Here is a 15,099-nt window from a genome sequence, read left to right as displayed (position 1 = left end):
AGCAACTACGCGGCGCTCCTCACGCTCGGTCTGACCGCGCTCCTTCTCGGTCTCGGTCTGCTCGGAGGTTGGTTCGCATGATAATCGAAGCGCTCATCGCAGTCACGTTCCTCGCCGCGCTGGTCACCTTCGTCCTGCCGGACCGGTACGCCGGCAAGGCGGCCTTCGCGCTGAGTCTGGCTCCCGTCGTCGGGAGCCTCTACATGTGGCAACAGTACGACGCGAGCGGGAACGCCCTTCTCGGCGGGAACATCGCGTTCGAGACAGACGTCGCCTGGTTGCAACTCGGCCAGTACGACATTCACTGGATGGTCGGCGTCGACGGCATCAGCATGCCGCTCGTCGTCCTCACGACCATCCTCACCACGCTCGCTATCGTCAGCGCGTGGACGCCCATCTCGGAGCGTCAGTCCCAGTTCTTCGGTCTGATGCTCCTGATGGAGGCGAACCTGCTGGGCGTCTTCACGGCGCTCGACTTCTTCGTCTGGTTCATCTTCTGGGAGGCCGTGCTCCTGCCGATGTACTTCCTCATCGGCGTCTGGGGCGGTCCCCGCCGCAAGTACGCGGCGATCAAGTTCTTCGTCTACACGAACATCGCGTCGCTCGTGATGTTCATCGGGTTCATCTCGCTCGTGTTCGGTCTCGGCGACTCGGTCTCGTCGTTCCGCCTGCCCGAAATCGCGCAGGCGTTGCAGGCCGGAGAGCTCGGGAGCTTCGCGGGGCTGTCGCCCGGCGCGCTCGCGTCGGTCGCGTTCGTCGCGATGTTCCTCGGGTTCGCGGTCAAGGTTCCGGTCGCCCCGCTTCACACGTGGCTGCCGGACGCCCACGTCGAGGCCCCCACGCCGGTGTCGGTCATGCTGGCCGGGGTCCTCCTGAAGATGGGTACGTACGCCCTGCTCCGGTTCAACTTCACGATGCTCCCGGAGACGGCGCGCGCCTTCGCGCTGCCCATCGCCCTGCTCGCCGTCGCGAGCGTCATCTACGGCGCGCTCCTCGCGCTGGCACAGCAGGACCTCAAGCGCATCGTCGCGTACTCCTCCGTCTCGTCGATGGGGTACGTCATCCTCGGTCTCATCGCCTACACCACCTACGGCGTCGGCGGTGCGACCTTCCAGATGGTCGCCCACGGCCTCATCTCCGGTCTGATGTTCATGGCCGTCGGCGTCATCTACAACACGACCCACACGCGTATGGTGACTGACTTCTCCGGACTGGCCGACCGGATGCCCGTCACCGCCGGCATCTTCGTCGCCGGCGCGTTCGGCTACATGGGCCTCCCGCTCATGGCCGGTTTCGCGGCAGAGTTCTTCATCTTCAAGGGCGCGTTCGAGTCCACGGTGATGGAGGCGATGCCGCTGTTTACCGGCGCGGCTATGTTCGGTATCGTCATCGTCGCGGGCTACCTGCTGTTCGCGATGCAGCGGACCCTGTTCGGACCGTTCCGGTTCGACGGCGACTACGAGATCACCGAGGCACCGTTCCACGACGTGGCACCGCTCGCGGTGCTGCTGCTTCTCACCATCGTGCTCGGTGTCTCTCCGGACATCTTCTTCACGATGATTCAGGACGCGGTTACTCCGATTCTCGAACTGGGAGGTGCGTTCTAGATGACGCCCCTCCAGACGCTCCCCGAGTGGGCGGCGACGGCTCCCGCCATCGTGCTCGCGCTCACGGGGCTCGCGCTGCTGCTCATCGACACCATCGACCCCGACTCCACGAACAACGGCCTCTTGGCCGGCACGGCGACGCTCGGCGCGCTCGCCGCCGGCGGTATCGCCGGCTGGTTCCTCATCGGTGGAACCGGCATGGAGTCTACCGGTGGCGCAATCACGCTGTACGGCGACGCGCTCGTCGTCGACGGGATGAGCCTGTTTTTCACGCTCATCTTCACCAGCGTCGCCGCGATGGTTTCTGTCGCCTCGTACGACTACCTCGCGGACCAGCAGTATCAAGGCGAGTTCTACGCCCTCGTGCTGTTCGCCGCGACCGGCATGACGCTCATGGGGATGTCGAACTCGCTGGCGACCGTCTTCGTCAGCCTCGAACTCGCGTCCCTGCCGTCGTACGCGCTCGTCGCGTTCCTCAAGAAGGACCGCGGCAGCATCGAAGCCGGCCTGAAGTACTTCCTCATCGGCGCGCTGTCGTCGGCGGTGTTCGCGTTCGGTATCAGCCTCGTGTTCGCCGTCACCGGCTCGCTGGTGCTCCCGGAAATCGCCGCGACGCTCGCCGAGGGAACCGAACTCGTCGGCGTCCTCGGCCTCGGCGTGCTGATGATCGCCGGCGGCTTCGCGTTCAAGACCGCCTCCGTCCCGTTCCACTTCTGGGCGCCGGAGGCCTACGAGGGCGCGCCCGCGCCTGTGAGCGCGTTCCTCTCGTCGGCGTCGAAGGCGGCCGGCTTCGCCGTCGCCTTCCGCGTGTTCACCGTCGCGTTCCCCCTCGAAACCGTCACCGCAATCGGCGGCGGGAGCGTCGACTGGTCGCTGCTGTTCGCGCTGCTCGCCGTCGTCACGATGACGCTCGGTAACTTCGCGGCGGCGACCCAAGAGAACGTAAAGCGCATGCTGGCGTACTCCTCTATCGGGCACGCCGGCTACGCGCTCATCGGTCTCGCGGCCATCACCGTCGACGGCGGTGCCGCGAACGGCGACGTGCTCGGCGCGAGCATGGCCCACCTGCTCGTCTACGGCTTCATGAACACGGGCGCGTTCCTGTTCATCGCCATGGTCGAAAAGTGGGGTCTCGGCCGCACGTTCGAGGACTACAACGGCATCGCGTCGAAGGCGCCCGTCGCCGCGACGGCGATGACCGTCTTCATGTTCTCGCTCGCGGGGCTCCCGCCGTTCGGCGGCTTCTTCTCGAAGTACGCCCTGTTCGAGTCGGCCATCGGCTCCGGCTTCTGGTGGCTCGCCGCGGTCGGCGCGGTCAACAGCGCGCTGTCGCTGTTCTACTACAGTCGCGTCGTGAAAGCGATGTGGATCGAGGAGCCGTCTGAGCCCCTCGAAATCGGCAGTCAGCCGGTCGGTCTCTACGTGGCGATTATCTTCGCCGCGGTCGGGACGTTGCTGCTCCTGCCCGGCTTCCAACCCGTCATCGAGACGGCCCAGACCGTCGCCGCGGCGCTCTTCTGAGCGTTCCGGCGATTCGACCCGGTTCCGTTTCGGTTTCTTTTATTCGCGAAGTAACTCGCCGAGCGCCGATGCCAGCTCCTCGGAGCGCCTGAGCGTCAGGCCGTCGGTCGTGACGAACACGCCTTTGTCGTCGGCGGTCACCCGCGTCAGGTAGCCGTGGTCGAACGCGCGGACGGTGTAGCGGTAGTCGCCGAGTTCGGAGCCGCGATAGGCGGTCCGGGCCTGAAACCCGTCGGTCTCGTGTTCGACGAATCCGGTGAGGTCGGCGTCGGCTTCGAGGTCGCTCCGGAGGTAAATCTGGTCACAGCGGTCGTGGGTGAAGTACGTCACGCTCCTGAGGTCGTCGCCGACGACGGTTCGACAGGTTCGGACGAACGACTCGGCTCGCGATTCGAAGAGCAGTTGCGTCTCGAGTTCCATCGTATGTGTGTCATGGAGTGGCATGACATAATATCATCGCCGGATGGGAGGACGGTAGGGTTTTGCGGCCGGAGTTCGACCGTCAGTGTATGGTACGTCGCCTGGTTCTCGGCTGTGGGTCGCTCGGTGGGGGTCTCGTCGAGCAACTCACCGGTCGCGGCGGGACGGTGACGGTCGTCACCGACCGAAAGGGGCGCGCCGAGGACCTCCGCTCGGACGGTATCGACGCGAGAGAGGGCGACCCCGCCGACCCGTCGACCTACCCAGACGTGGTCGACCTCGTCGTCGTCGGCGGACAGTCTCCGCGGTCGAACCTCGACGCGGCGCGCGCGGCCAGCGAACACTGTCCGGACGCGCCGCTGGTCGTCTACCTCGGTGACGACGCCGACCCGTCGGTCCGCGACGAGGTGTACGGCCTCGCCGACGAGGTCATCGACCCGCGGCGAGTGGTCACAGACCGCATCCTCGACGCGGTCGGCACGTCGCACACGGAGCGGCTGAACCGCCTGATGCGGGTCCTCCGAAACGTCGACGGCAAGCTCGCGGTCGTGATGCACGACAACCCGGACCCCGACGCTATCGCCGCGGCGCTGGCGCTACAAGCCATCGCCGAGCGGGCGGGTATCGACGCCGAAGCGTGTTACTTCGGCGACATCTCTCATCAGGAGAACCGCGCGCTCGTCAACCTCCTCGAACTGGACCTCCGCGTCCTCGACGAGGTACCCGCGGACGACGAGTACGCCGGCTTCGCGCTCGTCGACCACTCCCGGCCGGGCGTCAACGACCGCCTCCCGCCGGAGACGACGATCGACATCGTCATCGACCACCATCCGCCGCGCGCGCCGGTCGAGGCGGCGTACGTGGACCTCAGGCGCGGCGTCGGTGCGACGAGCACGCTCCTCGCGGAGTACCTCGAACGGCTCGGCATCGTCCCCGACACGACGGTCGCGACGGCGCTGTTGTTCGGGATTCAGGTCGACACCAACGACTTCACGCGGGAGGTCTCGACGGCCGACTTCGAGGCCGCCGCCTTCCTCATCCCCCACGTCGACGTTGACCTGCTCGAACGGGTCGAGACGCCGAGTCTCACCTCCGAGACGATGGAGACGCTCGCGCGCGCCATCTCGAACCGCGACGTCCGGGGGAACGCCCTCGCGTCGAACGTCGGCGATATCCGCGAGCGGGACGCCCTCGCGCAGGCCGCCGACCACCTCCTCGGGATGGAGGGCGTCGAGGTGACGGTCGTCTACGGCCTGATGGACGGGACGGTCTACGTCTCCGGCCGCGCCCGCGGTGCGCGGGTCGACCTCGGCGAGGCGTTTCGTGACGCCCTCGGCTCCATCGGGAGCGCCGGCGGCCACGCCGACATGGCGGGCGCACAGATTCCGTTAGGCATCCTCGACGACGTGGGCGACGACTCTCGGGAATCGCTGGCGACCATCGTCACGGACATCGTCGCCGGGCGGCTATTCGAGACGCTCGAACACGCGACGCCGACGCCGAGTCTGGACACCGACGTCGCCTTCGAGTACCCGCTCGATGAGTGAGCGCCCACACGTTTTTGCCGACGGTGGCCCTATGGGATGGGAGATGAGTACCAAAGCGACCGTCAAGGAGTACATGACGCGCGAGGTCCAGACCGTCTCTCCGTCCGACACGGTCGCGGACGTCGCCCGACGCATCGCAGAGAGCGACGGGCACAACGGGTTTCCCGTCTGCGACGGTCGCAAAGCGGAGGGGTTCGTCACGGCCCGAGATATCCTCCTCGCGGACGACGAGGAGTCCATCGAGACGGTGATGGCGACGGACCTCGTCGTCGCCCACCCCGAGATGGACGTGAACGACGCCGCCCGCGTCATCCTCCGGTCGGGCATCCAGAAGCTCCCGGTCGTCGACGACGCGGGCAACCTCGTCGGCATCATCTCGAACACGGACGTCATCCGAAGCCAAATCGAGCGCGCGACGCCCGAGAAGGTGGGTAAACTCATGCGGACGCTCGAACAGATTCACGGCATCACGGTCCACCAGGAGCGACGGACCGTCTCGCTTTCGAACCTCATTCCGACGCAGGCCCGCGTCTACGCCGACGAACTCGACGGCCGCCGCTACGAACTCGAACGCGGCCTCGCCGAACCCCTCGTCGTCATCGACAACAACGGGACGTTGCTCCTCGCGGACGGCCACCACCGCGTCCTCGCGGCCGACCGCATCGGCATCGAGGAGATGGACGCCTACGTCATCGTCGTCGACGACCCGGTCGAACTCGGGATGCAGCGGACCGCCGAAAAGGAGGGTCTCAAGTCCATCTCGGACATCGACATCGTCGACTACGCCCGACACCCGCTGGTCGAGACGACCCGACGGTTACAGTAGCTCAGTTCTCCACGTCGTACTCGGCCTTCCACGCGTCGACGGCCTCGCGGGCCTCGGCCTCCGACTCGAAGCGCTCGCCCTCGTAGCCGCGGCCCTCGGCCTCCGACTCGAAGCGCTCGCCCTCGTAGCCGCGGCCCTCGGCGGACTGGTAGAGTCGGTCGACCCTGACGTGCCACGCGTTCGGCCCGCGTCGGAGCCGAATGGTCGCGTGGCCGTCGCTTCGCTCCCACTCCGCGATGCGGTCGTCCCGGCGGACCTCCGTCCAACTCATACCGGGCAATGACGGCGGAGGCCGAAGTGTCTACCCATCCGCCAGCGTCGAGGCGTCGGCCGTCACCGGGGCGGCCGGGCGCGTCTCCGCGCCGCAGTTCGGACAGATCGCGTACCCGAGGCGGTCGTAAGGGACCTCCGGCGACGGGCGCTCTAGCCCGCACTCCTCGCACGTGAAGTACGAGACCCATTCGAAGGACATACCGAAGCGTAGGATTGTCAACGTATTAATTAATCACCGCTTACCACCCGAGTCGGTCGCGTCGGCGACGGCGCGAAAAACGAAGTGCGACGGGGGTTTCGGTGTGACGGCGGCGCGCCCCCCGAGACTGGAGCGCGAGTCGGGGCGAGCGAGTCGCCGGTGTTCAGGCGGGCGTCGGTCCCTCGGGAGCCGACGAGTCGTCGTCGGACCGGAACTGCGAGACGAGGTCGAGCGAGTCGTCGGCGCTGCCGAGCAGGAACAGCGAGTAGTACCGGAAGTACGTCACGACGGGCATCTGGACGACCGCGCCGACCGCGATGGCCGCGAGGACGAACAGGACCCCGAGCGCGCCGAAGACGACCAGCCCGGCCGTCGAGGTCAACGCGACGTTCGCGGCGTTGAGCGCGAGGAACGCCGCGCCGCCGACGATGGCGAAGGGGATGGCGACGACGAGCAGGGCGAGGAGGGCCGCGATACCGATACCGATGCTCGCGAGGATGCCGAGGATGAACCGGACGATGACGTACAGCCCGAACTCGGACAGTTCGGCGCGGAACACCGGGACGACCCGCCCCCACGACGACAGGAGGGCGCGGTCTTCGGCCATCATCGTCGGGACGACGAAGTCGGTCGTCAACTGCATGACGACCGCGACCACGAACAGCAGCAAGAACCCGAGCAGTACGAGCGGGATGGCGAAGAGGGCAACCGCGGGCGTGAACGCGACCATGCCGAAGAACACCGCCGCTATCGGGAGTCCGATGACCGCGATCACCGCGACGAACAGGCCGATTTGGAACGCGAACAGCCTGACGCCGAGCCAGAAGCGCTCGCGGAACGGCTTGCGGATGCGCACGTCTTTCGTGACGACGGCGTCCACGAGGACGAACTGCATCACGGAGCCGACGAACGACCAGAGGAGGACGAGGACGATTGCGACCGCCAAGAGCGCGATGACCGCAGCGATGACGTTTTCGGGCGTCACGAACCCGGGCAAGGAATCGACCGGGATGTCGGTCGACCCGCCGCTGCCGGGCGCGGTTGTTCCGGCGTTGCCACCGGTGCCACCGCCACCGCCGAGGCCGCCGACGAAGAGGGCGATGAGTGCGAGGCGCGCCCATCGACCGCGTCGAACGGGAGGAGGAGCGACGTCGTGGCGTCACGGGCGTCGTCGAGGGCGTCGATTGCTTTCCAACTCATGGCTAACAATGCGACGCCTCGCGGGATAAAGATGTTCGAGAGCTAAGGTATCAGTTCGCTCGGTGGACTTTCTCGGGGGCGCGGAGGCCGTTACTCCGTGACGGCGGCCAGCGGGTCGAGATAGCCCGACCCGTAGTACGCCCGGTCCGCGTCCGCTGGGACGGCCGCGGTGCGTCCGAGTTTCGAGGCGACCTGATCCGCGGTCAATCCCGGTTCGACCGACCGGACGAGTGCCGCGGCGGCGGCGACCTGCGGCGCGGCCATCGACGTCCCGGCTTTCCAGCCGTAGCCGTCGGTCGAACCGACGTAGTTCCCGTCGTCGTCGTACGAGGGCGTCGAGACGGTGTTGTAGACGAGGTCGTAGAACCACGCGTCCGGATGGCTCTCCCGTGCGGAGAGGAGGGCGTCGCCGCCGGGCGCGGCCACGCCGACGGCGTTGGTCCCGTAGTTCGTGTAGAACGCCGGCGTCTTCGGTCCCTCCTCTTCGTCGCCCGCGTCGAACGCGAACCCTTTCGGACCGGTCGCGCTGACGCTGAGCGCCTGCGCCCCCTCGTTGGGGAGGCTGATGAGGTCGCCGTCGTGTTGGAGGTCGGCGCTGTCGTTGCCGGCGGCGACGACGACGACGGTCCCCGAGCGGTTGGCGTGGGTCAGCGTCTTGTTCAGCACCTTCCCGTAGAAGCCTCCTTCGCCCTGCCGAGGGACCGGGTAGGCACCGAGGCTGAGGTTCGCGGCGTCGCAGTCGATCTCGGCGCTGTAGACGACGGCCGCGAGGATGTCGGCGAACGAGGCGAGCGAGTTCGGCGAGAAGACGCGGCAGTCGACGAGTTCGGCCCCCGGCGCGGAGCCGACGACGCCCGTCTCGTTTCTGTCGTTCGCGGCGACGATGCCCGCGACGTGGGTGCCGTGGTCGCCGCCGGCGGGGACGCCCGCGCCGAACCCGTCGCCGGTGAAATTCCGCGAGAGCGACGTGTTGACCGCGTGTTCGAGGTCGGGGTGGTCGGCGGCGACCCCGGTGTCGATGACGGCGACGCGCGCGCCCTCGCCGCGGGTCACGTCGTGGACGGCGGGAATCCGCTGGCTCTGTTTGTCCCACTGCGCGCCGTATCCCGGCTCGTCGACGGCGCTCGTCGGTGCGGCGTCGTTGACCGCCGGCGCGTCGATTGCAATCTCCACGTCGGGCGCGTAGGTCACGTCCAGCGCGGCGACGGTCGATTCGCTCCCCTCGACGACGACCACCCCGGCCGGCGAGAGGTCGTAGACGACCTCTAGGTCGGCGTTCACCCGCGCCGACGCGTCTTTCCCGCCGAGGTCTACGATGAATCGGTCCGTCCGCTCGGCGGCGACGACGGTCGACCCGGCGGCGACGCCGCCGAGGAGGGAACCGCTCAGCTTCAGGAAGCTCGCCTGTGTTGCTGACGCATACCAAACGTCCCGGGCGTCGGAGACATAGTTGTTACGGCACATTTAGAGACTTAAAATAACACTTCGAAAAACCACAACGTCGTACCGGAGCCGACACGCTCAGGGGAGTCCGGTTCGAACGCTCGGCTCACATGGTAGGTGTCGAAACCGCGCTTCGTCTCGGCGGCGGCCTCGTGTTGTTGCTCGCGAACGCCTTCTTCGTCGTCTCGGAGTTCGCGATGACGCGCGTCCCCCAGTTCGAGGAATCCGCCTTCGAGGGCTCTCGCGGCCTCGAACTCGCGTGGGAGATGACCGAGCGACTGGAGGTGTACCTCTCGGGCTGTCAGGTCGGGATTACCATCGCCAGCGTCGGCCTCGGCGTCGTCGCCGAACCGGCCGTCGCGGCCACCTTCGACGCGATTCTCGGCGGTGGCGGGGCGGCGGGTTCCCACACGTCGCTGTCGGTCGGGCTGGCGCTCGTCGTCATCAACCTCTCGCACGTCGTCCTCGGCGAGCAGGTGCCGACGTACCTCGGCGTCGAGCGCTCCCGCACGGTGGCGAAGTACACCGCACCCGTCCTGTACGGCTGGACGAAGCTGATGTACCCGGTCATCGTCGTCGCCGACTGGCTGGCGAAGCGCCTGCTGTCGCTCGGCGGCGTCGAGATAACCCGGTCGTGGCAGGAGGCCGAAATCGACGACGAGGACGGCGACGGCTCCGGGAGCGGTGGCACCCGACTCAGTCGCGGCGAGGTCCGCAGCCAGATGGGGAACGTCCTCGCACAGGGGTCGCTCCCCGAGGACCGCCGCGAGGAGGTGCTCAACGCGCTCCGAATCGGCGAACTACCCGTCCGCGACGTGATGGTCCCCGCGGACCACGTCGTCGCGCTCTCGGCCGACGCGACCACGGACGAGAGCCTCGAACGCGTCCGGTCGAACCCCCAGCACTCGCGGTTCCCGCTCGTCGGCGACTCGCTCGACGACGTGCGCGGCGTCGTCTACGCGCCGACGGTCCTCTCGAACATCGACCGCCTCCAGTCGGGTGACCGCCGCCTCGACGACATCGCCGCGCCGCCGCTTTCGGTCCCCGCGGACCTCTCGGTCAGCGATCTCATCGACCGCTTCCAGGAGGAGAATCAGGAACTCGCGATGGTCCGCGACCCCGAAAGCGGCTCCGTGGTCGGCCTCGTGACCGCCTCCGACGCCTTCGAGTCAATCACCGGCCAGCTCTACGACCCGCTCGACCTCGGGGCGTAGGACGCTCGCGGGTGGCGACCCGACGCGCTCGCGGACCGCCCACGCTTTTCCCCCGCCGCCCGTATCGACTCGTATGACGCCCTTCGAACGACGGACCCGCGCCTGTCAGGAGCGACTGGCCGACGCGGACGCCGACGCGACCGTGTTGTTCCCCAGCCGAAACCTGCTGTACCTCTCGGGCTTCGACGAGGAACCCGCAGAGCGCCACCTGCTTCTGTTCGTCCCCCGCGAGGGCGACCCGGTGTTCCTCGTCCCCGACCTCTACGAGACGCAGGTCCGCGCCGAGTCGTGGGTCGCCGACGTGCGCACGTGGAGCGACGACGACGACCCGCGGGACGCCCTCGCGGACGTCGTCTCGGACCTCGACCTCGCCGGCGGGCGCATTCTCGTCGACGACACGATGTGGGCGCGCTTCTCGCAGGACCTCCGGGCGGCGCTCCCCGACGCCGACTTCGGCCTCGCGAGCGAGGTCGTCGCCCCGCTCCGCGCGCGGAAGGACGACGCCGAACTCGACGCACTCCGCCGCGCTGGTGCGGCCGTCGACCGCGCGGTCGAGCGCGTCCGCGACATGGGCGAGGACGCCGTCGGCATGACCGAAAACGAACTCGCCGCGGAAATCGAGCGCCTCCTCGCCGACGAGGGCGGCGAGGGGATTCCCTTCGGCCCGCTCGTCGGCTCCGGCCCGAACGGGGCGATGCCGCACCACGGCCACGGCGACCGAGTCATCGAGTCTGGCGACCCGGTCGTCCTCGACTTCGGGACCGTCGTCGACCACTACCCGAGCGACCAGACCCGGACCGTCGTCTTCGCCGGCGAGCCGCCCGCCGAGTTCGCCGAGGTCCACGGCGTCGTGCAGGCCGCCCGGACCGCCGCCGTCGAGACCGTCGAACCGGGCGTCGCCGCCGGCGACGTCGACCGCGCGGCCCGCGAGGTCATCGAGGAGGCGGGCTACGGCGACCGCTTCATCCACCGGACCGGCCACGGCGTCGGCCTCGACGTGCACGAGGAACCCTACATCGTCGCCGGGAGCGACCGCGAACTCGAAGTCGGGAACGTCTTCAGCGTCGAACCGGGAATCTACCTCCCCGACGAGTTCGGCGTCAGAATCGAGGACCTCGTCGTCGTCACCGACGACGGCGCGGAACTCCTGAACGACACCGACCGCGGCTGGCGCTGCTGACCGGGAACTATTAACTCGCTGACCACCGTAGCGGGCGTATGGTCTCCCGACAGACGCTCGTCGTCACCGGGTTCGTCCTCGCCGCCCTCCCCACCGCCTATCTCGTGGAGCTAGTCACCGGACAGTTCGTCCTCTCGTTTTTCGCGCTCCTCGCGGTCGGCGTCGGTGCGCCGTCGCTCCTCAACGACTACCTCGATAGCCGCGAGGGTGGACACAACGGGGCCTGAGTCCGAATCCCGAAAAAATCGGTCGATGCCGACGCGTCAGTCGTTACTCGTCGTCGCCGTCGGCCGCGCCGTCACCGGACGGTTCGATGTCCCCGATGATGGCGTCGATGTCGGCGTGTTCGTACAGCAGGTCGCGCATCCGGTTGACCGTGCGCTCGTCGCGGGTGCGGCCCGTGCTGACGATGTCCTCGGCGCGGTCGGTCACAGAGAGCGTGTCGCCGTTGACGAGGAGCACCGGGACGCCCTTCTCTTCGGCCTTGCCGATGACGGCTCCGACGGGTCGGTGGCCGCCGGTGAGGATGATACATTTGACGCCCGGGGCTTCGAGCGCGGCGCGCTGGATGTTCGCGCGGTCGCCGCCGGTGATGACCGCGGCGTTCTTCGTGCGGCGGAAGTAGCGGAGCGCCGCGTCGCCGCCCATCGCACCGACGAGGAAGCGCTCGACGAAGGCGTCGGTCGGCGCGTCGGTGGCGAAGTTCGCGCCGAGTTCGTTCGCGAGTTCCTCGACGGTGACGCCCGCGAGGTCCTTCTCGGTCGGGACGACGCCGAGGACGGGGACGCCGCGGGCTTCGAGGAACGGCGCGACCTCGGTTTCGAGTTCGTCGTAGGCGGCGTCGCTCACGCGGTTGAACACGACGCCGGCGAGGCGGTCGGGGCCGATGTCTTCGACCGCCGCGACCACGTCGTCGAGGTCGCTCGGGTGCTGGTAGTCGGCGACGAGGACGACCTCGGCGTCGAGGAGGTCCGCCACGTCGCCGTCGGTGAGGTCGACGATGCCGCCGGTGCGGTAGGAGCCGCCGCCCTCGACGAGCATCAGGTCCTTGCCGGCCGAGATGTCCTCGAAGTGGTGGGAGATGACCTCCGAGAGCTCCTCGGCGTTCTCCTTGCCGCGGACGGCTCCCTGGATGAACGTCGGGGAGTAGACGACGGGTTCCAGTTGGTGCATCTCCGCGTCGATGTCGAGCAGTTCGCGGGCGAGCATCGGGTCCTCGTCGAGGGTCTTGCCGGTGCTGGACTGCAGGCGGGTGCCCTTGGGCTTCATGTAGCCCACGTCCAGTCCGCGCTCCTTGGCGAGGACGCCGAGTGCGAGCGTGATTGCGGTCTTCCCGGTGCTTTCTCCGGTCGAGGTGACGAGTACCGTGTTCATTGTTGAGTGATAGGGTGGTGAAGTGTTTAAAGTTCGTCCGGGTCGACGGTGAGTCGAACGTCGACGGCCTTCACGCCGTCCGGCAGGGCGACGAGCGGGTTGATGTCGAGTTCGAGGATGGCCGGGAAGTCGGTGACGAGCTGGGAGAGCCGCTGGATGGTCTCCGTGATGCCGCCGATGTCGACCGGGTCGTTACCGCGGGCACCGCGGAGCATCGGCGCGGCGTCGATCTCCTTCGTCATGTCCTCGGCCTCCGTCTCGGAGACGGGCGCGACGCGGAACGTCGTGTCTTCGAGGATTTCCACGAAAATGCCGCCGAGGCCGAACATCATGAGCGGGCCGAACTGCGGGTCGCGGTTCATGCCGACGATGGTCTCGACGCCGTCGTCGAGGTTCACCATCTCCTGGACCTGCACGCCGAGGATGTTGGCGTCGGCTGGTAGTTCTTCGCGCGGGTGACGAGGTCCTCGTAGGCGTCGTAGACGTCCTCGTTTGCGACGCCGACCTTGACGCCGCCGATGTCGGACTTGTGGAGGATGTCCGGGCTGACGATTTTCATCACCACGTCGCCGTCGATGCGCTCTGCGACTTCGAGCGCGTCGGCGGGGTCGTCGACGATGTCGCCGGTCGGCGTCTCGATGCCGTAGGCGTCGAGCAGTTCCATCGCCTCGACGCCGAGTCGGGTCTCGTCGCGGTCCTCGACGGTTTCGAGGATTTCGCGGGCGCGCTCGCGGTCCACGTCGAACTCGGTGGGCGCGTCGTACTCGCGCTGGCGGATGTCGGCGTACTTCGAGAGCGCTTCGAGGCCGTCGACGGCGCGCGAGGGGTCGAAGTAGTTCGGGATGCCGGCGTCTTTCATCACGTCGGACGCGGCGTCGACGCGCTCGCCGCCCATGAAACAGGCGGCGATGGGCTTGTCGTGTTTCCCCTGCAGCTCGACGGTGTCGGCGGCGAGCTGGTTGTAGTCGAGGACGGCCGTCGGACAGGTCAGGACGAGCGCCATGCCGACGTTGTCGTCGGCGAGCGCCACGTCGAGGGCCTCCTTGAACCGGGCGTTGTCGGCGTCGCCGACGATGTCGACCGGGTTGTAGATGTTCCCCTCGGCGGGCAGCGACTCGGAGAAGGTTTCGAGCGTCTCGTCGGTGAAGTCCGCCATCTTCAGCTCCGACTCGCCGATGGCGTCGGTCGTCATGACGCCGGGGCCGCCGGCGTTCGTGATGACGGCCACGTCCTTGTTCTCGGGGACCGGCTGGTCGCCCAGCACGCGGGCGGTGTCGAACAGGTGCTGGACGGAGTCCGCGCGGATGACGCCCGCCTGTTCGAGGCCGGCCTCGTAGGCGGCGTCGGAGCCGGCGATGGTGCCGGTGTGCGAGGAGGCGGCCTGCGCGCCGGCGTCGGTCTTGCCGGACTTGACGAGGACGATGGGCGTGTCCTTCGTCACCTCGCGGGCGGAGTCGATGAACTCGCGGCCCGCCGAGATGCCTTCGAGGTAGCCGATGATGACCTCGGTGTCGGGGTCGTCGTTCCACGTCTCGATGAAGTCGGCCTCGTCGAGGACGGCCTTGTTACCCAACGAGACGATGTCCTTGAAGCCGATGTCCTCGTCGTTGGCCCAGTCGATGACGGCCGTGATGAACGCGCCCGACTGGCTCATAAACGACATGTTGCCGTCGAGGGCCATGTCGGGGCCGAACGTCGCGTTCATGCCGACGTCCGTGTTCATGATGCCCAGACTGTTCGGGCCGACGACGTTGAGGTCGTACTCCTCGGCGATGTCGCGGAGTTCCTGCTCGCGGGCGGCACCTTCGCTGCCCGTCTCGCCGAAGCCGGCGGTGATGACCACCACGTTCTGGATACCCGCTTCCCCGGCGGACTTCATCGCCGGGAGGACGACCTTCGGCGGAACGACGATGACCGCGAGGTCGGCGTCCGTCTCGCCGACGTCGCCGTAGCACTGCAGGCCGAACAGTTCGTCGTACTTGGGGTTGACCGGAACGACCTCACCGTCGAACTCGTCGATGAGGTTGTCCATGATTGCCCGCCCGATTGCTCCTTCGCGCTCGGTCGCACCGACCACCGCGATTCGGTTCGGCGCGAACAATTCGGATAGCTCTCCCATTGGCTGTTGATTCCCGTCATTGACTGATAAACTCGGTGGTGTGGGCGGTCTCACGGCCTTTGGTGGCACGCTACAGTAGCGCAATTAATCGAGATGGTTTGTGATTTATACCACAGAATTGGGCCGGTTGTGCTCGTCAGGTGGAGCATGTCGCCGCCAACCCATAGCGGCCAAAC

The 15,099-nt window shown here is 67.6% G+C and carries 12 protein-coding genes and 2 pseudogenes; 7 read left to right on the top strand and 7 right to left on the bottom strand.

The window, feature by feature from the left end; genetic code table 11:
• The first annotated feature begins 77 nt into the window (after positions 1 to 77).
• Together ATB1_RS19115 and ATB1_RS19110 are read left to right on the top strand one after the other, a co-directional pair.
• The gene (locus ATB1_RS19115) at positions 78 to 1,607 is read left to right on the top strand and encodes a NuoM family protein (RefSeq protein WP_042666520.1); all 1,530 of its coding nucleotides are present in this window, start codon (positions 78 to 80) and stop codon (positions 1,605 to 1,607) included.
• Entirely contained in the window at positions 1,608 to 3,128 is a 1,521-nt protein-coding gene (locus ATB1_RS19110) for an NADH-quinone oxidoreductase subunit N (protein WP_042666518.1), read from the top strand.
• Positions 3,129 to 3,167: 39 nt separating this feature from the next.
• Here the strand turns inward: ATB1_RS19110 and ATB1_RS19105 are convergent, their stop codons facing one another.
• The gene (locus tag ATB1_RS19105; protein ID WP_042666516.1) at positions 3,168 to 3,548 is read right to left on the bottom strand and encodes a hypothetical protein; all 381 of its coding nucleotides are present in this window, start codon (positions 3,546 to 3,548) and stop codon (positions 3,168 to 3,170) included.
• An 89-nt stretch (positions 3,549 to 3,637) separates the two neighbouring features.
• Between ATB1_RS19105 and ATB1_RS19100 the strand changes: the two genes are divergently transcribed.
• Together ATB1_RS19100 and ATB1_RS19095 are read left to right on the top strand one after the other, a co-directional pair.
• Positions 3,638 to 5,095 (top strand): bifunctional oligoribonuclease/PAP phosphatase NrnA, encoded by a 1,458-nt coding sequence (locus tag ATB1_RS19100; RefSeq protein ID WP_042666514.1) that lies wholly within the window; start codon positions 3,638 to 3,640, stop codon positions 5,093 to 5,095.
• 43 nt (positions 5,096 to 5,138) lie between these two features.
• A complete protein-coding gene (locus ATB1_RS19095; RefSeq protein ID WP_042666512.1) occupies positions 5,139 to 5,921 on the top strand; it encodes a CBS domain-containing protein in 783 nt (260 codons plus the stop codon).
• A gap of 1 nt (position 5,922) precedes the next feature.
• On the opposite strand, the gene ATB1_RS19090 is transcribed toward ATB1_RS19095, so the two are convergent.
• From ATB1_RS19090 to ATB1_RS19080, 4 genes and pseudogenes are all read right to left on the bottom strand, one after another.
• Positions 5,923 to 6,192: a hypothetical protein gene (locus ATB1_RS19090; RefSeq protein ID WP_042666510.1), complete on the bottom strand. Its 270-nt coding sequence runs from the start codon at positions 6,190 to 6,192 to the stop codon at positions 5,923 to 5,925.
• A 30-nt stretch (positions 6,193 to 6,222) separates the two neighbouring features.
• Positions 6,223 to 6,393: a hypothetical protein gene (locus tag ATB1_RS22640; RefSeq protein WP_167344123.1), complete on the bottom strand. Its 171-nt coding sequence runs from the start codon at positions 6,391 to 6,393 to the stop codon at positions 6,223 to 6,225.
• A 163-nt stretch (positions 6,394 to 6,556) separates the two neighbouring features.
• A pseudogene (locus tag ATB1_RS19085) lies at positions 6,557 to 7,593 on the bottom strand (hypothetical protein).
• Positions 7,594 to 7,683: 90 nt separating this feature from the next.
• A complete protein-coding gene (locus ATB1_RS19080) occupies positions 7,684 to 9,057 on the bottom strand; it encodes a S8 family serine peptidase (RefSeq protein ID WP_052368175.1) in 1,374 nt (457 codons plus the stop codon).
• An 89-nt stretch (positions 9,058 to 9,146) separates the two neighbouring features.
• Between ATB1_RS19080 and ATB1_RS19075 the strand changes: the two genes are divergently transcribed.
• The 3 genes from ATB1_RS19075 to ATB1_RS19065 all read left to right on the top strand — a co-directional run bounded on the left by ATB1_RS19075 (position 9,147) and on the right by ATB1_RS19065 (position 11,657).
• A complete protein-coding gene (locus ATB1_RS19075) occupies positions 9,147 to 10,250 on the top strand; it encodes a CNNM domain-containing protein (protein ID WP_042666508.1) in 1,104 nt (367 codons plus the stop codon).
• Positions 10,251 to 10,323: 73 nt separating this feature from the next.
• Positions 10,324 to 11,430, top strand: a complete 1,107-nt coding sequence (locus tag ATB1_RS19070; protein WP_042666506.1) for a Xaa-Pro peptidase family protein — start codon at positions 10,324 to 10,326, stop codon at positions 11,428 to 11,430.
• Positions 11,431 to 11,468: 38 nt separating this feature from the next.
• Positions 11,469 to 11,657, top strand: a complete 189-nt coding sequence (locus tag ATB1_RS19065) for a hypothetical protein (RefSeq protein WP_042666504.1) — start codon at positions 11,469 to 11,471, stop codon at positions 11,655 to 11,657.
• A gap of 43 nt (positions 11,658 to 11,700) precedes the next feature.
• Here ATB1_RS19065 and ATB1_RS19060 read toward each other — a convergent pair whose 3' ends face one another.
• Together ATB1_RS19060 and ATB1_RS19055 are read right to left on the bottom strand one after the other, a co-directional pair.
• Positions 11,701 to 12,804, bottom strand: a complete 1,104-nt coding sequence (locus tag ATB1_RS19060) for a phosphotransacetylase family protein (RefSeq protein ID WP_042666502.1) — start codon at positions 12,802 to 12,804, stop codon at positions 11,701 to 11,703.
• A gap of 26 nt (positions 12,805 to 12,830) precedes the next feature.
• A pseudogene (locus tag ATB1_RS19055) lies at positions 12,831 to 14,923 on the bottom strand (acetate--CoA ligase family protein).
• Between the last annotated feature and the right edge of the window lie 176 nt (positions 14,924 to 15,099).

This window comes from Haloferax sp. ATB1, assembly GCF_000730175.1.
Note: the sequence above shows the minus strand (reverse complement) of the source record. Positions and strands in the feature narration are given on the sequence as shown.

Coding starts and splice junctions, on each gene's coding strand:
- ATB1_RS19115 (WP_042666520.1), top strand. CDS start 78: ATGATAATCGAAGCGCTCATCGCAGTCACGTTCCTCGCCGCGCTGGTC.
- ATB1_RS19110 (WP_042666518.1), top strand. CDS start 1,608: ATGACGCCCCTCCAGACGCTCCCCGAGTGGGCGGCGACGGCTCCCGCC.
- ATB1_RS19105 (WP_042666516.1), bottom strand. CDS start 3,548: ATGGAACTCGAGACGCAACTGCTCTTCGAATCGCGAGCCGAGTCGTTC.
- ATB1_RS19100 (WP_042666514.1), top strand. CDS start 3,638: ATGGTACGTCGCCTGGTTCTCGGCTGTGGGTCGCTCGGTGGGGGTCTC.
- ATB1_RS19095 (WP_042666512.1), top strand. CDS start 5,139: ATGAGTACCAAAGCGACCGTCAAGGAGTACATGACGCGCGAGGTCCAG.
- ATB1_RS19090 (WP_042666510.1), bottom strand. CDS start 6,192: ATGAGTTGGACGGAGGTCCGCCGGGACGACCGCATCGCGGAGTGGGAG.
- ATB1_RS22640 (WP_167344123.1), bottom strand. CDS start 6,393: ATGTCCTTCGAATGGGTCTCGTACTTCACGTGCGAGGAGTGCGGGCTA.
- ATB1_RS19080 (WP_052368175.1), bottom strand. CDS start 9,057: ATGTGCCGTAACAACTATGTCTCCGACGCCCGGGACGTTTGGTATGCG.
- ATB1_RS19075 (WP_042666508.1), top strand. CDS start 9,147: ATGGTAGGTGTCGAAACCGCGCTTCGTCTCGGCGGCGGCCTCGTGTTG.
- ATB1_RS19070 (WP_042666506.1), top strand. CDS start 10,324: ATGACGCCCTTCGAACGACGGACCCGCGCCTGTCAGGAGCGACTGGCC.
- ATB1_RS19065 (WP_042666504.1), top strand. CDS start 11,469: ATGGTCTCCCGACAGACGCTCGTCGTCACCGGGTTCGTCCTCGCCGCC.
- ATB1_RS19060 (WP_042666502.1), bottom strand. CDS start 12,804: ATGAACACGGTACTCGTCACCTCGACCGGAGAAAGCACCGGGAAGACC.